This window comes from Flavobacterium lipolyticum (genome assembly GCF_020905335.1).
Taxonomy (GTDB): domain Bacteria; phylum Bacteroidota; class Bacteroidia; order Flavobacteriales; family Flavobacteriaceae; genus Flavobacterium; species Flavobacterium lipolyticum.
On the sequence record NZ_JAJJMN010000003.1, the window covers coordinates 71,071 to 90,393 of the forward strand.

Below are 19,323 nucleotides of genomic sequence, written 5' to 3' on the forward strand. Positions count from 1 at the left end.
TTAATAATTGAAATATCCTCTGAAAATTAAAATAAACCAATGAAAGACTTAATTGATAAACTACAGGGAGAAGGAATTTTACTCGAACTTATAGATAATAAACTTAAGGTTTTTGCCGAAAAATCTACTATTGCTCCCGGTTTAATTGAAGAAATAAAAAAGAACAGAGAAGAGTTGACTCTTTTTTTACTGAACAGTCAAAAGCTGCAGGCATCAAAACCTGTATGGCCAGAAATACTAAAAACAGCCGATTTAGAGTATTATCCATTATCTTCTTCACAATATAGAATGTGGGTTTTAAGTCAAATGGAAGAATCCAGTAAAGCCTATAATGTTCCGGCTTTATACACTTTTGAAGGGAATCTGAATGTTAAAACATTGGAGCATGCTTTTCAGTTGATTATCGAGCGTCATGAAATTCTAAGAACCAGGTTTGTCAATAAGGAGAATACCGTTGTACAAAAAATAATTCCTGCCGCAGCAATACAATTTCAGGTAGAAGAAATAGATCTAAGAAATCAAACAACCAGCGCAGAAGAACTAATCAACAAAGGAATGTCCTATTCTTTTGATTTAGAAAGAGAGCTGTTGCTAAAAAGTACCGTTTATCAAACAGAAGATCAAAAGTGGATATTCTTTTTTATGATTCACCACATCATCAGCGATGGCTGGTCGATGGGAATACTTATAAATGAGTTATTAGAAAACTACACGGCATTAGAAAAAGGAGAAAATGTTGCTAAAGAACCCTTAACGATACAATACAAAGAATACGCAGTTTGGCAGCAAAAATTATGGAGCGATGATTATTTTGCAGCGCACAAAGAATACTGGCTGTCACAGATTTCGGGTGAAATCCCTAAAATCCAGCTTCCTTTCAGTAAAACAAGGCCGGTTTTAAAAACCTATAACGGAGATACCGTTTACAGAACCATAAGTAAAGAAATAAGCACGAAGTTCAAGAAAGTTTGTCTGGAGAACGAGAGTACTTTATTCATGGGATTGCTGGCCACTTTAAAAATAGTACTTTACAAATATACCAACCAGACAGATTTAATTGTGGGTTCGCCAATAGCAGGGCGTGAGTTACAGGTACTTCACAATCAGTTGGGACTGTATTTAAATACCATTGCTTTAAGAGGAGTGATTAATGCTGAAGACAGTTTCGAATCTTTTCTTAAGAACATTAAAGAAAGCACTCTTAAAGCCTATAATTACCAATCGTATCCTTTTGACAAACTGATAGAAGAAGCACAGTTGGAGACCGATTTAAGCAGAAATCCATTGTTTGATATCTTTCTGATTTTACAAAACAACGAAAGCACGAACGTAAAGAATATTGGAGATCAATTAACGGTTCAGGCTTTAGAAACAGAAAACAAAACCAGTAAGTTTGATTTACTTTTCAATTTTGTTGAGGTAGAGGAAAATTTAGAATTGAGTATTGTTTATAATACCGATTTGTATGACCCGTTTTTTATAGAACAAATCACGGTACATTTTGAGCATTTATTGAATCTGGTGAGCAGCACTCCATCAGAAACAATAGAGAATCTTTCTCTGGTAACTGATGCCGAAAAGAAAAAACTGGTTTTATATTTTAACGCTACACAATTCGATAAGCAGGTATGTGCTCCGTTGAATGTTTTATTCGAAGAACAAGTAGAGAAATTAGGTAATCAGACAGCACTTCGTTTCAAAGAGAAAGAATTTACTTTTCAGGAACTGAACGAAAAAGTGAATCAGCTGGCTCATTATTTACGCGAAGAAAAAAACATCAAACAAGGTGATTTTGTAGTCGTAAAACTCCCAAGAAGCGAGCAAATGATTGTCGCCCTTATGGCCATCATAAAAGCCGGAGGCGCTTATATTCCGGTAGAACCGCAATATCCCGAAGAAAGAATCAATTTCATTATAACCGACAGTCAGTGTAAATTTCTAATTGATGAGGAAACTTTAGCAAATATCTCAGAACAGTTGGCTTCTTTGCCTAAAAGCAATCCTGAAAACCGCAATAAAGTTACCGATCTGGCTTATGTACTGTATACCTCCGGATCAACCGGAAATCCGAAAGGCTGTATGATTACCCATGAAGGAGTAACCAACAGAATTGACTGGATGTGGAACGAATACAACTATTCTTCGACGGACGTTATTTTGCAAAAAACCACTTTTACCTTTGATGTTTCGGTATGGGAAATTTTCATGCCTTTATGCTGGGGAAGCAAAATGGTACTTTGCGAACAGGAAGACATTTCAGAACCGCATCGCATTCTGAATTTAATCCAAAACAATAGCGTAACCAGTCTGCACTTTGTGCCAAGTATGCTCAACACCTTTATTACTTCTGTAACTAACACAGAACAATTAGCAGACAAATTGTCTAGTTTACGTGCCGTAATAACCAGTGGCGAGGCTTTAACACCATTGACTGTTAACGAATGGTACAATAAAGTATCGACTGCACCCATTTATAATCTTTATGGCCCGACAGAAGCTTCTATAGACGTTACGTTCTTTAATACTAATGTGGGCAATGAAATAATCCCGATTGGAAAACCGATCTGGAACACACAGATTTATATCTTAAGCGAGTCCGATGCCGTTCAGCCGATTGGTGTAGCGGGAGAAATTTGTATTGCCGGAAAAGGACTGGCCCTTGGTTACCTCAACAATCCGGAGTTGACTCATCAGAAGTTTGTACCGAATCCGTTTCAACCCAGAGCGAAAATGTACCGAACCGGAGATCTGGGCCTGTGGTTGCCTGATGGCAATGTAGCCTATTTAGGCAGAAAAGATTTTCAGGTAAAAATCAGAGGATTCAGGATAGAGCTGGAAGAAATAGAAGCGGCATTAAACCAACATCCACAAATACAAACGGCTGTGGTTTTAGACCATATCAATGAAAACAGCGGAGATAAATATCTGACAGGCTATATTGTTGCGAATGGTGAATTGGTGAAGGAAGAACTCAACTTATGGTTGGGAACTAAACTTCCTACTTATATGATCCCGTCAAATTTTGTGGTAGTAAATGAAATTCCATTAACCAACAGTGGTAAAGCAGACCGAAATAAACTACGCCAAAGTAACGGACTAAGCCTAAAAACAACCATTGCCTATGTTCCTGCACAGAACGAGCTGGAGCAAAAACTGGTAGTAATTTGGGAAGGAATACTCAATCAGACCAAGATTGGGATACTCGAAGATTTTTTTACACTGGGCGGTCACAGTTTGAGTGCTACACATTTGGCCAATAGCATCAACAGAGAATTCAATGTGAAAATCAATCTGAGAGATATTTTCGAAAACAGAAACATTCAAAGTCTGGCCAAAAAAATAGCCGGGACAACTACGACTGTTTATCAGGAAATTAAAAAAGTACCGGAAAGCAGCAGTTACCTGCTTTCGTCAGGGCAAAGAAGATTATGGCTGTTGTCGCATCTGGACGATGCAAGTATAGCGCTCAACATGTACAAGACTTTTACGTTTACCGGTGTATTGGATATTTCGGTATTTGCAACAGCTTTTTTGGCCATTCTGAAAAGACATGAAAGTCTGAGAACGGTTTTCAGACTGGACGAAAATGGTATCGTGAAGCAATACATTAAAGCCTTTAATGAAAATTTACTGAATTTAACGATTGAAGATTTCAGACCAAATCAATATTCTCAGGAGGTTATTGATGCCAAAATCAACCAGGAAATCGATAAACCTTTTAATCTGGAAGAAGATGCTTTGCTGCGATTGAAATTGTATCAGATCAAAGACGATCAGTGGATGTTTTCTTTTGTAATGCATCATATCATCAGTGATGGATTGTCGATGAATATTTTGACGAAAGAATTTGTTTCGAATTATCAAAATTTATCCCAGGGAAAAGCAATTACAGCTTCTGAATTAAAAATTCAGTATAAAGATTATGCGCAATGGCAAACCGAGCAGTTTCAGTCGGAGGAATATAAAAATCAGCTGCAGCATTGGTTAAAAAAGTTAGAGGGAGAAGTTCCGGTATTAGATTTTCCAACAGATAAATCAAGAGCAGCAATCAATGCATATGACGGAGATTCCGTTGATTTTACTATTGAAAGAGAGACTTTTTCAAAATTTAAAAACTTCTGTGAGAGCCATTCGATTACCGTTTTTACCGGACTTTTATCACTGGTTAAAACGTTATTATACAAATATACCCACCAACAGGATATTACCATCGGTACGCCTATCGGAGGCAGAATACATACCGATTTAGAAGACCAGATCGGACTTTATATCAACACTGTTCCTTTGCGAACAGTATTCAATGAAGATCACGATTTTATCAGTTTACTGCATCAGGTAGAACAAAGTGTCATCGATGCACAGGAAAATCAAATGGTCGCTTTTGATGAACTCGTTCTTAATTTAGATCTTCAATTGAGCCGTAACCGTCATCCGTTGTTTGACGTTTGGTTTGTACTGAGAGACAATTCGATAGAAGCCGATAAACAGGCACTCGAAATAGATGATTTGCAAATCGCAGAATACGATGAGGTAACCCTGAAAAAATGCCTGTTCGACTTAGTATTCAACTTCATAGAAAGCGAAGGACAGTTAGAAGGAAAAATCGAATATAAATCAGGATTGTACGTTAGAGAAACCATTGTGCGGTTAATCTCTAACCTAAAAGTGCTGTTGCATCAGGTACTGGTAAACGCAGACCAAAGTTTGGCGGCATTACCATTTCTGAATACGGAGGAAGAAAATTTACTACTTCATGTCTTTAATGACACGGCAAGAGATTATAGCACGCAGCCCAACACCTTAATTGGTCTGTTTCAAAAGCAGGTATTAGAAACACCGGAGCAGACTGCATTGGTTTTTGAAGATAAAAAAATAACCTATCAGGAATTGGATGAGGTATCCAACAAACTGGGGAATTATTTAAAGAAAAAATACGGCATAAAGCCAAATGAATTTGTTGGCGTTAAATTAGACCGAAGCGAGTGGAATGTTATTTCATTGCTTGGGATTCTAAAAAGCGGAGGAGTTTATGTACCCATTGACATTGCTTATCCGGAAGAGCGAATTGACTATATCATTGAAAACAGCGACTGCAAACTGGTTATCGATTCTGATGAAATATATGATTTCAGATCGATGGAAAAGCTTTACAGCAGTGTTATGGAGCAATCGAATAATAGTGCCGATGATCTGGCCTATCTGATTTATACTTCCGGTTCAACCGGTCTTCCTAAGGGAGTTTCGATAAAACAGGGTGCTATTTCGAATACGATTTTATCTCAGATCGAAATTTTTGGCAATGAAAATAAAGAAAAAGCCCTTCAGTTGGCCTCGTTTTCATTTGATGCATCGATTTCAGAAATCTTTACGGTTTTGGCTTCGGGCGGAGAGTTACACATCATAACCGATGAGGTAAAAAAAGACACCGAAGAGCTGGAAAACTATATCGAAGAACACGCAATTCATTTCGCAACCATTTCTCCTTCTTACCTGAAATTATTGCAGCTGGACAAAATTAAAAGTTTAAAAAAGCTGGTAACTGCCGGAGAAGCAGCTCCTACCGAAGAAGTTAAAAAATATTTGACTTATGGCGGTACCTGTTTTAATGCCTACGGTCCAACAGAAACCAGTATTTGTGCTACGATTTATAAGGTGAATGAAAATGTGGTACAGGAACTCTCTAATGTTCCGATCGGATTTCCAATCGCCAACACTAAAATTTACATTCTTGGAACCAACGAAAAATTGCTTCCTCTTGGAGCCATTGGGGAAATTTATGTAAGCGGAGCCGGTTTAGCCGAAGGGTATTTGAACAAGCCGGAATTGACCAATCAGAAGTTTATCGATAATCCATTTGCGGAAGGCGAAAAACTATACAAAACCGGTGATTTAGGAAAATGGCTCCTTAACGGTACGATTGAATATGCCGGACGAAATGACGATCAGGTAAAAGTGAGAGGATTTAGAATCGAACTGGGCGAAATAGAAACCGTTATCAAAGAGCACGAAGCAATCGAAGATGCCGTAGTAGTAGTGAAAGAAGACAGTTTAGGAATTAAAGAAACCGTTGCCTTTTTTGTGCTAAAAGCCGATTCGGTTTCAGATAACGATGATATTAAAGAATTTTTAGAAGACAAACTGCCGGAATATATGATTCCGTCTCACTTTATAAGCTTGAAAGAATTTCCGTTGACTCTAAATGGAAAAACAGACAAAAAGAAACTGTTGCAGAACAAGTCTTTAACCGAAAATGTTTCCCGAAACTATCTGGCGCCCCGAGACGAAACAGAAAGTAAACTTGCCGCATTGTGGGAAGAAGTGCTGGAAATCGATCAAGTGGGAGTACTGGACGACTTTTTTAAAATAGGAGGTCACAGTTTAAAAGCCACTTATTTAATCACGAGAATAAAAACGGAATTTAACGCAAAACTCGATCTGATTTCGATTTTCAATAATGCCACTTTAGGAGAAATGGCAGCTGAAATAAAAAAGGCACAGCTTGTGAATGCGGAAGTCGTGATTACAGACGATTTTGAAAATATCTCCCTATAACCTAACCACATTTTTTTTAAAACTATAAAATAAATCTAAATGGCTACTCCAAAAATATATCTGAAAAATAACGTACAAGTAGAACCGTTAATTTCAAACTGGTATGCATGGCACCACATTATCCCGCCAATTCTAACGGGATTTAATGTGGTAAACCGATACATTCCGATTATGGAATCGTATATCAACGACCCAAGCATACATGAGACTGCCGTAAAAGATCCTGCGTTTAGAGGAGGTCCTTTTATCGATTTAGATAAAAAACACGTTGATGAAGTAGCAGCTTTGTTGGAAAACACAAAGAAAATGGCGGCCCCGCTTTTTGAGTTTACAGATGCCGTAAAAGAACTGGACAAATTGCTTAAGAAAAAAGCAACCGGACATTTGATGCAACCGCTGTATAAAGAAGTTCCATCGGCAATCAGAGGGTATGTCGAATTGTATTATGACAGACATCACAGACCGGATTTCAGATTTTACGAGCCTCTTATTTATGCCAGTCCGTATTATGTAGAAGACTTTCAGACGGTGAAGCTGTCTTTAATAAATAAGGATGCCGACCGGCCCTTTATCTTCTCCACGCCAAGATTGTCTAATCTGGAAGCAGCATTGGAATTAAAATTACCTTTTAAATCGAAACAAATCGACGAGTTGTTCAAGATGAAACGCGAGCCTCAAACTTTCGAATACATCAAAGAACTTTTGAATATTGATCAAAACGATGAGGCACTGTTTAGAGATTTATTTACTACAGAAGAGCCTAAAAAGTATGAAAAATATACCGGAGACAGTATGCGCATCCGATACTTCGGACATGCTTGTATCCTGATCGAAACTAAAGAACACTCCATCGTGCTCGATCCGGTTTTAAGTTATACCTACGAATCCGATGTGTCCCGATTTACCTATGATGATTTGCCGGACGTAATAGATTATGTATTGATCACCCACGGGCACCACGACCACATATTGATGGAAACGATGCTGCAAATACGACACAAAGTCAAAAATATAGTGGTTGGTAAAAGCATAGGCGGTGCCATTCAGGACCCGTCATTGAATTTACTGTTAAGAAATCTGGGATTTGAGAATATTATAGAATTAGAAGAATTGCAAACCATTTCGGCTATCGATGGTATCAAAATTACCGGAATTCCATTTATCGGCGAACATCATGACATTCACATCAACAGTAAACTTTCGTACCACGTTGAATTAGACGGTTATTCTTTATTGGCAGTAGCAGATTCCTGCAATCAGTCACCGGAATTGTACGAACACATTCATGAAATTATTGGTGATGTAGACGTGCTGTTCATGGGAATGGAATGCGACGGTGCACCGGCTTCCTGGGTGTATGGGCCCATTTTTACCACCAAACAGGAACGCGAAAAAGACTTCAGCCGAAGAGGAAGAGGCAGTAATTACGACGAAGGAATCAAAATGGTAAACTGCTTTAATGTTAAAGAAGTTTATGTGTATGCCATGGGAGAAGAACCATGGGTGCGACACATTTTGGATGTTGAATATACAGATGAATCCAACCCAATTGTGCAATCGAACATGTTGATCGAAGACTGCAGAAACAGAGGTATCGTAGCAGAAAGACTATTTGCCGAAAAAGAACTGTTTAAACAAGCTGTACTGCTGTACTAATTCCCTTTAACCCTCCCCAAAACAAAGACTACTATCCATTTATTTTCTTAAATAATTCATCTTATGGCATCAGATTTATATTTAAAATTAAAAGAACAAAACATTCACATTGACGTAAAAGACGATAACCTTGACATTAAGGCTCCTGCAGGTGCATTGACTCCCGATATTATTGACGAGATTAAAAGAAACAAAGCCGATTTAATTCGTTTTATTAATCAATACAAATACGACAAAGCAGTTGCCATTCCGGAAGCTGCCATAAGCCCCGATGCAAAATATGCGCTGTCTTCCTCCCAGTTACGACTTTGGATTTTAAGCCAGTCCGAAAAAGGAAATGTGGCGTATAATTCGGTTGGAGGATATATTTTTGAAGGCGTACTGGATCAAAATACGTTAAATGAATCTCTGAAGGAAATCGTATCGAGACATGAGAGTCTGAGAACTGTTTTTGAAGAAGACGGTAACGGAGGAGCAAATCAGATTGTTAAGGGAATAGAAGCAATCGATTTTTCAATTGAACATGCGGACTTACAAAACGTTTCAAATGCCGATGAAGTTTTAAAAGAACAGGTTGCCAAAGAGGCTTTGATTCCTTTTCACTTATCAAAAGGACCGCTTTTTAAAACGAAGCTTTACCAGTTAGCACAGAACAAATGGGCTTTTATTTATACCATACATCACATTATTGTGGATGCTTTGTCCATGAATATTTTCATTGCCGAAATATTAGAACTTTACAATTCTAAAAAGCAAAACAGAGCTAATGCATTAAATGCGTTAAGAATACAGTATAAAGATTACGCCAGTTGGGAAAATGAACAGCTTACCGGCAAAAAATACGAAGAGTTAAAAAACTATTGGCTCGATCAGTTTCAGGGTGAGTTGCCGGTTCTTACGATGCCGGTGGATAAAAAAAGACCAATTCTGCAAACATTCAATGGCGGAACAATAGAAAAAAGAATCGACGCCAAATTATCAGTAGACCTTGAAAAACTGATAAGAGAAAACGGTGCCACCATGTTTATGGGATTAACCGCCGTAATTAATACGTTGCTGTATAAATTTTCTACCCAGGAAGATATCATTATCGGAACTCCGGTTTCAGGGCGGGAAGACGAAGATCTGCAAAACCAGATAGGGTATTATGGTAACACGCTGGCCATTCGTATGCAGTTTAAAAAAGAAAATACTTTTTTAGAATTGTTAGAATACACCAAGAAACAGGTAGTAGGTGCATACGAGCATCAAATGTTTCCTTTTGCCACACTCGTGAAAGAGCTAAACTTAAAAAGAGACCCAAGCAGAAATCCGCTTTTTGACGTTCAGGTGATCTACGGAGAAAATGACAATTCTAAAAAAAGCGAAAGTTTGGAAGGCTTGCAAGTTTGGGAATATGAATTTGAAGAAAAACTAAAAACCAGCCGTTTTGATATGGTTTTCAGTTTCTACAAAGACGGGAACCATTTAGTGCAGAACATTCAGTACAATACGGATGTTTTTTCAGAAAAAATAGTACATCAGATTGCAGATCATGTTTCGGTTATCATGAATTCTATTGTAAAGAATCCAAAGGAACAAATTTATAAATTAGAACATATCGGAGAACAGCAGAAAGAAGCACTTCTGCAACTTTCTAAAGGTGATGTTCTGGCGTATGACCAAAGCAAAACAATACTCGATTTCTTTAAAGAGCAAGTACAGGAAAAACCCGAAGCTATAGCAGTGGCTTTCAAAAATAAAAAAATCACCTATAAAGCGCTGGACGAAGCATCGAACAGATTGGCCAATTATTTGTTAGCCAATCATACCCTCAAAAAGAACGATTTTATAGGATTAATGATTGATAATTCTGAAAATGTATTGGTTTGCATTCTGGGAATTCTAAAAACAGGAAGTGCTTATGTGCCGATCGATCCGGAATATCCAAAACAAAGAATTCAGCATATTATTGAGGACAGCGGATTAAACGTTCTGCTCACGCAATCTGATTATCTTTTTGACCTTGATTTTTATACAGGAGAGTTTTTTGCCACAGACATTCAAATGGATTCGATTGCGGCCGAAAGTACTGCATTTGAGACACAAGTGAATCCTACTGATGCGGCTTACGTAATTTATACCTCGGGATCTACAGGTAATGCCAAAGGAGTCGTTATCAATCACGAAAATTTAATGTTTTCTACTATCGCAAGACTGGAGACTTATCCTGATGCGACGGCATTTTTATTACTGTCTTCGATCTCATTTGACAGTTCTATTGCCGGAATTTTCGGGACAATTACGGGAGGAGCTAAATTGGTTTTTGCCCCTAAAATCAGAGTTTCAGATGTCGATACTATAGTAGATATTCTGGTAGAAGAAGAGGTTTCTCACTTACTTACCGTTCCCTCTTACTATCAACTATTGCTGAACCAGTTAGGAGAGCATCCAAATAAATTAAAAACAGTAATTGTAGCAGGGGAAGAATGTACCAAACAGCTGGTTGATCTGCATCAGAAGGTGACTACACTAAAAAACTGCAAACTTTTTAATGAATATGGACCTACAGAATGTGCCGTTTGGGCCAGTTATTATGTGTATGAACCGTCTGCGGAATTTATTCCTTCTATCGGGAAACCAATAGCCAACAGCTCGGTTTATATTCTGAATGATAACAACGAATTATCCATTGACGGTCTGATTGGAGAAATTCATATTGCCGGTAAAGGGCTTTCAGGCGGCTACTGGAATAATCCGGAGCTTTCCAAAGAAAAGTTTGTCGATAATCCGTTTGAAACCGGAACCAAAATGTACAAGACAGGAGATTTGGCCAAGAGATTTTCAGATGGTAATATTGAGTTTTTAGGTAGAAAAGACAATCAAATCAAGATAAGAGGAAATCGCCTGGAATTAGGTGAAATCGAAAATGCGCTTTTGAATTTTAAAGGCATTGACGGAGCAGTTGTTACCTACAGTGAAGGTACTTTGGTAGGGCATATACTAACCGATATTGTAATAAATATTGACAATCTTAAAAAGTACCTGAAAGAACAATTACCGGTATTTGCAATACCAACAAGCTATACACAATCTAATGAATTTCCGTTACTGCCGAATGGTAAAGTAGACAAAAAGGCCTTAGTAGTTTTAGCCAATAAACATACCTTAAAGGGGGACTCGTATGTACCGCCTTCTAATGAAACAGAAGCTGCTTTGGTACATGTATTTCAGCAAATTCTGCAAAAAGAAAGCATTGGTACAGAAGATGACTTTTTTGCATTGGGAGGAGATTCGATAAAAGCCATACAGATTATCTCCAAATTGAAACAGCTTGGTTTTGTATTAACAGTACAGGATGTCATGCAATTTACTGCCATACAGGAATTAGCACTTCATGTAAAACTGGCAAAGCAGGAGATCGATCAAAATGCAGTAGAAGGAACCATTCCGCTTACGCCAATTCAGAAATATTTCTTTGAGGTGACTTCACAGCATAAAAATCATTTTAACCAATCGATCTTATTAAAATCATCGAAGTCTTTGTCTGAAGAAGGATTGACAAAGATCTTTCAAAAACTAACTGTACAGCACGATGTTTTAAGAGCGGTATTTAAAGAGGAAGGCAACGAATGGATTCAGGAAATCAAAAATGATGGATTTGAATTCCAACTGCAGGTTCACTCCAATGTTACTGCTTCTCAATTGGAGACCATTTGCGATGGGTATCAATCTTCTTTCGATTTAGAAAAAGGCCCCTTGTTTAAAGCAGTGTTGTTCAAAAGAGAAGATACGGATTATTTGTTGCTGCTTTCTCATCACCTGGTGATTGACGGTGTTTCCTGGAGAATTATTTTAGAAGATTTAATGACTTTATATGGGCAATACGAAGCAGGAGCAGCATTAGAATTGCCTCTAAAAACACATTCCTTAAAATACTGGCAGGAAAAACAACTGGAATATGCCAATTCAATGACCATGATGGAAGAAGAAGTGTATTGGTCTTCTATAAACGAAGCAACACAGTTCAGTACTTCCGAACTCCCAAAAGATTTTGATTATGAGGGCAATAATTTTTATAAAGATTTTGAAACAAAAGTATTTCAACTCGATCCAAGCTTTACTGAAAAATTATTGACAGAAGCACACAAAGCTTATAAAACCAATATAAGCGATGTTTTAATTGCTGGTTTATCGCTTGCAATCGGTAAAAATTTTGATATCGATAAAGTAGCGATTCAGCTCGAAGGTCACGGAAGAGAAGATATTAACTCAGAGATAGACATCACCAGAACGGTGGGTTGGTTTACCACGATATATCCCGTACTCATCACTCTTAAAAAGAAACAGGATAACATTGGTCAATTAATAGAAGTAAAAGAAACGCTGCATCGAATTCCAAACAAAGGCATTGGATTCGGGATTTTGAAATACTTAAAAGACTGCGAATTAAATGTAAAAGCAGATGTTTCCTTTAACTACCTGGGTGATTTTGATTTAGGACAATCAAACAAAGAAGATCAAATCTTTCAGTTCACCGATATTCCAAAAGGCAGAGAAATAGCAGCCAATACCGAAAGAACGGGAACACTGGATGTATCGGGAATTTTAGTTAATGGCCAGTTGCAGATTATGCTTTCATTTAATACCAACTATTTCAGAAATGAAACCATAGAAAACTTAAAAGAAGCATATAAATACGAATTGGAATCTTTGATTTCCAGTCTTTCCGAAGAAAAAGAAACCCATTTAACCCCTGTTGATTTTACCTATAAAGGTTTGGACCTGAGCAGTCTGGAAGAATTAAACAAAATGCTGTAACCGTACTACTAAAAAGCTATGAAAATTAAAGATATATACCCGTTAACACCATTGCAGGAAGGAATTTATTTCCATTGGAAACTTTCTAAATCAATGTATTTTGAGCAGTCATCTTATAAAATACAAGCTGAATTGGAGATCAATTATCTTAAAGAAAGTTACGATCAGCTGATTGCAAGACATGATGTGCTCAGAACTTGTTTTCGGGATAATGTAGGGGAAGATCTTTTGCAGATTGTACAAAACGAAGTGCCTTCCAACTTTACTTTTCTGGACATTACCGGAAATACAAGCGAAACCATAGCGGCAGTAAAAGAGCAGGATATTGCAAAAAGCTTTGATCTGACTGTAGGTTCACAGATGCGTCTTACCGTTGTAAAAACAAGTGAAAACGAGTATGAATTAATTTGGAGCCATCATCACATTATCATGGACGGGTGGTGTATCGGTATTTTGATTGGTGAATTTTTTACGCTTTATGAAGGTTTACTTCAAGGGAAAAGAAACATTTTACCTAAAGCAACTTCCTATTCAGACTATGTGAAATGGTTGATGAAAAATGACAAAGAAAAATCATTGCAATACTGGAACCATTATCTGGAAGATTTTCAGGGCTTAAGTACGTTACCTTTTCCAAAACAGCATACAGAAACCTTTAGTCCGGGAGAAATTTTTTACACGATTAGCGGAAGTTTAAGAGAAAAACTGGCTGTTTTGTGTCAGGAGAATGGTAGTACCGAAAATGTCTTTTTTCAGACGATTTGGGGAATTTTACTAGCCAAATACAACAATACAAATGATGTGGTTTTTGGTGGAGTAGTATCGGGCAGACCTGCAGAGATTCATGATGTTGCCAATATTATCGGGCTTTTTATCAATACCATTCCGGTAAGGATTTCATTTGACGATCAGACTACCGTAAAGCAAATCTTATTGCAGACGCAGGAGCAGGCCATACAAAGTTTGCCTTATCATTATCAGGCCATTAGTGACATACAGCGCAGCGTAAATAACGGTCAGTCGTTGTTTGATCACATCATTGTTTTTGAAAACTATATAGCTGCCGAAGTGATAGCCGAAAGTGAAAAAACAAATATAAAATTGTTAGAAGCGGCATCTTATGAGGGAGAAAACTATGATTTTTCACTGGCAATTGTACCAGGAAAAGACATCAGTATCCGTTTCACCTTTAACGCCAAAAAATATGATGAAAGTGATATTACAGCGCTTAAAAATCATTTTGAACAAGTCGTACATACTATAGCAGAAAACTTTGATATTCCGGTTTCTGAAATAGAACTTTTGCAAGAATCAGAAAAAGAAGCCGTATTGTCTTTGTCCGGTCATGACATGCTGAAAGAAGCTTCTGCAGAATACAGTTTGGTGGAGTTGTTTGAAAATGTGGTGCAGGAGAATCAGGATCAGATTGCTTTAGTTTATGGGGAAGAGCAGTACAGCTTTACCGGGTTAAATGGAATTGCAGATCAGTTTGCAGACTTTCTTATTTCAGAATATAAAGTACAGCCCGGAGATTTTATTGCCATGCAGCTGGATCGAAATGACTGGCTGGTTATTGCGCTGTTGGGAATCTTAAAAGCCGGTGCTGTATACGTTCCGCTTCATATTAATTTGCCACAGGACAGAGTAGATTACATATTGGAAGATAGTAACAGTTCGATTATTATTGATGAGGAATTTATCAATCGTTTCAAAGTACATCCTAAAACAAATACGACGATCTCAAAGGTCAAAATTTCACCATCCGATTTAGCCTATCTTATTTATACTTCAGGGTCGACAGGAAAACCAAAAGGAGTGCTTGTCGAGCATAGAAACATTTGTGCTTTGCTGGTCAATACAAAAAACAGTTTTGTCATTTCTCAAAAACCTGTACTGCCTTTGCTGGCCTCTAATTCGTTTGATATTTTTCTTTTTGAATTGTTTCATCCCCTGTTGGCAGGAGGAAAAGTCGTGATGGTATCCAATGATGAAATAAAAGACATGGAGGATCTTTCAAAAATTCTCAGACAAACCAATAGTTTTCATGCCGTACCAACGCTGATGCGAGCGGTTATTGATCATATAAAAACGAACAATACCCAGCAATCCTATCCCCATATAGAATCGATTTTTATAGGAGGAGATAAAGTACCTGTTGGGATTCTCGAAGAAATAAGAGAAGTATTTACCAATGCAGTCATAAACGTACTGTACGGTCCAACCGAAGGATCTATTTTTATCACCTCTGAAAGTTACTTGCCTAACGTTAAACAATTTCCAAATGCGGTAATAGGACAAAGTAACGCCTGTAATGCAACTTATGTACTGGACGATCATTTAAAACTATGTCCGATTTACAGCATAGGAGAATTGTGTATTTCCGGAAATCAGGTAACAAGAGGTTATCTGAACCAGGAAGAAATAACTGCCGAAAAGTTTGTGGTAAACCCCTTTAAGACCGATGAAAAGCTGTACAGAACAGGCGATATGGTTAAAAGACTTCCAAATGGCAAAATAGAATTTGTCGGCCGTAAAGACAATCAGGTTAAAGTAAGAGGATACAGAATTGAATTAGAGGAAATAGAAAATGCTCTATTGTCAAATGAATACGTAGATTTTACCATTGCCAAAACCATTACAGTCTCAGGCGACGAGAAAGAAATTGTAGTCTATTTAAAGGCCACAAAACAAATGGATGCACAAGAGCTGGTACATTTTCTGAAAGGAATATTGCCTTCTTTTATGATTCCGGATTATTACGTACAATTAGAGGAGATTCCATTAACGGTAAACGGAAAAGTAGATGCTAAAAAACTACCGAATCCTTTGGATACCAATGTCGTAAGGAAAGCAGATTACGTTAAGCCTGTAACAGAGACCGAAATAAAACTAACCGAAATATGGCAGCGCATTCTGGACCGAAAAGCGGTTGGAATTCAGGACAACTTTTTCCATTTAGGCGGTCATAGTTTAAAAATGATCAAGCTGTCCAATCAGATTTTTGTGAATTTCGGCATGCACTTTAACATAAAAGAAATATATATTCATCCTACTATAGAAGAACAGGCTGCCTATATTGATCGTTCTTTAAACAGCTACACCCTAACAATTCCACAGGCAGCAATAGCACCAAGTTATCCTTTGTCCTCTTCTCAGTATCGAATGTATAATATATGTTCTATAGATGCTCAGGTAAATAGAGCTTATAATATTAGAATAATAGATATTAAAAATGAAGCCGTAAACTTAGAATTTTTTACCCAAGCAGTATACGATTTAATAGAGCGACATGAAATCTTAAGAACCGCTTTTGTTACCAATGAAAATGGTGAACCGGGACAAACCATCATCCCGATCGAAAAAACCGAACCTTTAAAAATTCAATATTTGGATTTGCGTAACAGCGAAACCTTAGAAAAGGATTTACAAAAAGCGCTTATCGAAACAGCTGATATCTCTTTTAATTTAGAAATGCCTCCTCTGATGAAAGCAGCATTGATAAGCGTTAAAGAAGATAAATGGATCATCAGTATTCTTTTTCATCATATCATTTTTGACGGATGGTCAACTGATGTTTTTGTAAAAGAACTGTACGCCTTATATGAAAAGTACAGCGAAAACAGCGCAATTACTTTACCGCCTTTAGCCATACAGTTCAAGGATTATGCAGCCTGGGAGCAAAGTATGATTACAAGTGATGCAATTGAAGCAGATAAAAAGTACTGGCTGAAACAATTTGAAGGCAGTTTGCCAATAGTAAGTGAATTGGGAGATCAAAAAAGACCCAACATCAAAACACATAACGGCGCAGTACACTCAAAAGTTTTGCAAGGTAGTATTTTGAAAGACCTAAACAGCTTATGTGAGAACGAAGAAGTTTCGCGTTTCATGGTCTTTTTAGCCGTAACCAATATTTTAATCTATAAAAATACCGGAGATCAGGATATCATCACAGGAAGTCCAATTGTAAACCGCGACTATCCTGAATTGTTTGATCAGATTGGTTTTTATGCCAATACCATTCCGTTGCGAACCCATTTAAATGAAAGCGCTTCGTTTACAGCAACTTTAAAACAAGTAAAAGAGAATGTAATCAAAGCCAAAGAACATCAAAAATTTCCGCTTGATGAGTTAATTAAACTTTTAGACATTAAATACGATGCCGGCAGAAATCCGTTGTTTGACATCATCGTTACCGCCAGAGAAGAAAACAATCAGGCAGCAGATTTAGAGTCTTATGATGCGATTATTGATGCTGTAGGAAATGGAATCTCTGCCAAATTTGATTTGACGTTCGATTTTTTAGTGACCGATTCGACACTTACCCTAACATTAGAATACAACACTGATATATTCTCTTCAGAAAAAATCACGGCATTGCTTAACCATTTAGAGCAGATATTGGTACAGGTTACCCAAAACGGAGACCAAAAAATAAGTGCGATCGATTGTTTGACAGCAGCAGAGAAAAAACATTTACTGGAAGAATTAAACGGTCATCAAACCGCGTATCCGAAAGATTCATCGATTATCGAATTGTTTGAAAAGCAGGTCGCTCTGACACCCGAAAAAACAGCTCTGGTATACAAAAAACAAAAGTACACCTATCAGGAACTCAATAATGTTGCCAATCAGCTGGCCAATTATCTGGAAGAAAATTACCAAGTAACAGGAGAATTGGCGGCCATTTATTTGCCAAAAAATGAATGGCAGATCATAAGCATTTTAGCCTTGTTAAAATCGGGTTGTGCTTACGTACCCATTTCGGCCGATTATCCGCAGGAACGAATCAGTTACATCATTAAAGATGCGAATGCCGAATGCCTGATTGCGGCGGATCTAATCGAAGATTTTGTACAATCACAGGCCGATTATTCGTCTAAGTTTGAAAGCATTTATGCGAAAGCAAACGATCTGGCTTATGTCATGTACACCTCCGGTTCTACCGGAGAGCCAAAAGGCGTTTTAATAGAACAGCAAAGCGTTGTCAGGCTAGTCAAAAACAACAATTTCATACACCTTACCGGAGAAGAAGTATTACTGGCTACAGGAGCTTTTTCGTTTGATGCCAGTACTTTCGAGTATTGGGGAATGCTTTTAAACGGAGGAACTCTGGTCATTTGCGACGAAAATACACTATTGTCTGTAAGAGGGATGAACGAGGTGGTTGCAAACGAAAAAGTCACCATGATGTGGTTTACCGCAGGCTGGCTGCATCAGTTAGTAGACGAAAACCTAATCTTATTCAAAAACTTAAAAACAATACTATGCGGAGGAGATGTTTTATCTCCACATCATATTACGAAACTGAAAAGTACTTATCCTGAATTAGTAGTCGTCAATGGTTATGGGCCTACGGAAAACACAACATTTTCGATAACCCATACCATTGACTTACCGATAAAAACATCCGTTTCGATAGGTGTTCCGATAAGTAATAGTACTGTTTACATTATGGATAAAAACCATCAGCTGGTACCTAAAGGAGTCATTGGTGAAATCTGTGTAGGAGGTGACGGTCTGGCAAGAGGTTATCTGAACAATGCCGAACTGACCCATTCAAAGTTTATAACAAACCCTTATAAAACAGAGGAAAGACTCTACAAAACGGGTGATTTAGGCAGGTGGACCCATAACGATACAATTGAGTTTGTAGGCAGAAAAGACAATCAGGTAAAATTACGAGGTTACCGAATCGAACTGGGAGAAATTGAAAATATCTTATGTACCCACAAATTAATATTTTCATCCTTGGTGGTCATCACAGACGGTACGGCAGCGGAAAAAAAATTAATTGCCTATTTGGTTACCGATGAAGATCTTGAAAGTAACACTTTGAAAAACTGGCTCAGAACCCAATTGCCAAAATACATGATCCCCAATCATTTTGTCTTTTTGCGAGAGTTTCCGTTAAACATCAACGGAAAGGTAGACAGAGCTAAACTTCCTGAAATTACCGAGCTGGAAACAGAACGCGCAGCCTATACGGAACCTGTGACACCTACTGAAAAAACACTGGCTAAAATATGGGAAGCTGTTTTAGAAATAGAAAAAATAGGACTCGCAGATAACTTCTTTGATCTGGGCGGACACAGTTTAAAAGCTGTAAAAATGTTCCACCTTATCAACAATCAGTTAGAAGTGAAACTTACCCTATCTGATTTGTTCAACAATCCAACCATAGAGAGTCTGGCGAACGAAATTGACAATGTCATTTGGGCCAATAACGAAGAACTGGAAGATGTCGAAAGCGAAAATATCACCATCTAATGCAATAAACAATAAACAATAAAACCTAAAGCCCCCTTAAAATCG

At 37.6% G+C, this 19,323-nt stretch carries 4 protein-coding genes; all 4 read left to right on the forward strand.

Going from position 1 to position 19,323, the window contains the following annotated elements; genetic code table 11:
- Positions 1–39: 39 nt before the first annotated feature.
- Positions 40–6,552, forward strand: coding sequence for a non-ribosomal peptide synthetase (locus LNQ34_RS22620; RefSeq protein ID WP_230001377.1), 6,513 nt, complete (start codon positions 40–42; stop codon positions 6,550–6,552).
- Positions 6,553–6,591: 39 nt separating this feature from the next.
- On the forward strand, positions 6,592–8,208 hold the full coding sequence (locus LNQ34_RS22625) for an MBL fold metallo-hydrolase (protein ID WP_230001379.1): 1,617 nt from the start codon (positions 6,592–6,594) through the stop codon (positions 8,206–8,208).
- A 63-nt stretch (positions 8,209–8,271) separates the two neighbouring features.
- Positions 8,272–13,008 carry a non-ribosomal peptide synthetase gene (locus LNQ34_RS22630; protein WP_230001381.1) on the forward strand — a complete coding sequence of 1,579 codons (4,737 nt, stop codon included), beginning with the start codon at positions 8,272–8,274 and terminating at the stop codon, positions 13,006–13,008.
- Between the two features lie 18 nt (positions 13,009–13,026).
- Positions 13,027–19,278, forward strand: a complete 6,252-nt coding sequence (locus LNQ34_RS22635) for a non-ribosomal peptide synthetase (protein WP_230001383.1) — start codon at positions 13,027–13,029, stop codon at positions 19,276–19,278.
- The last annotated feature ends 45 nt before the right edge of the window (positions 19,279–19,323 follow it).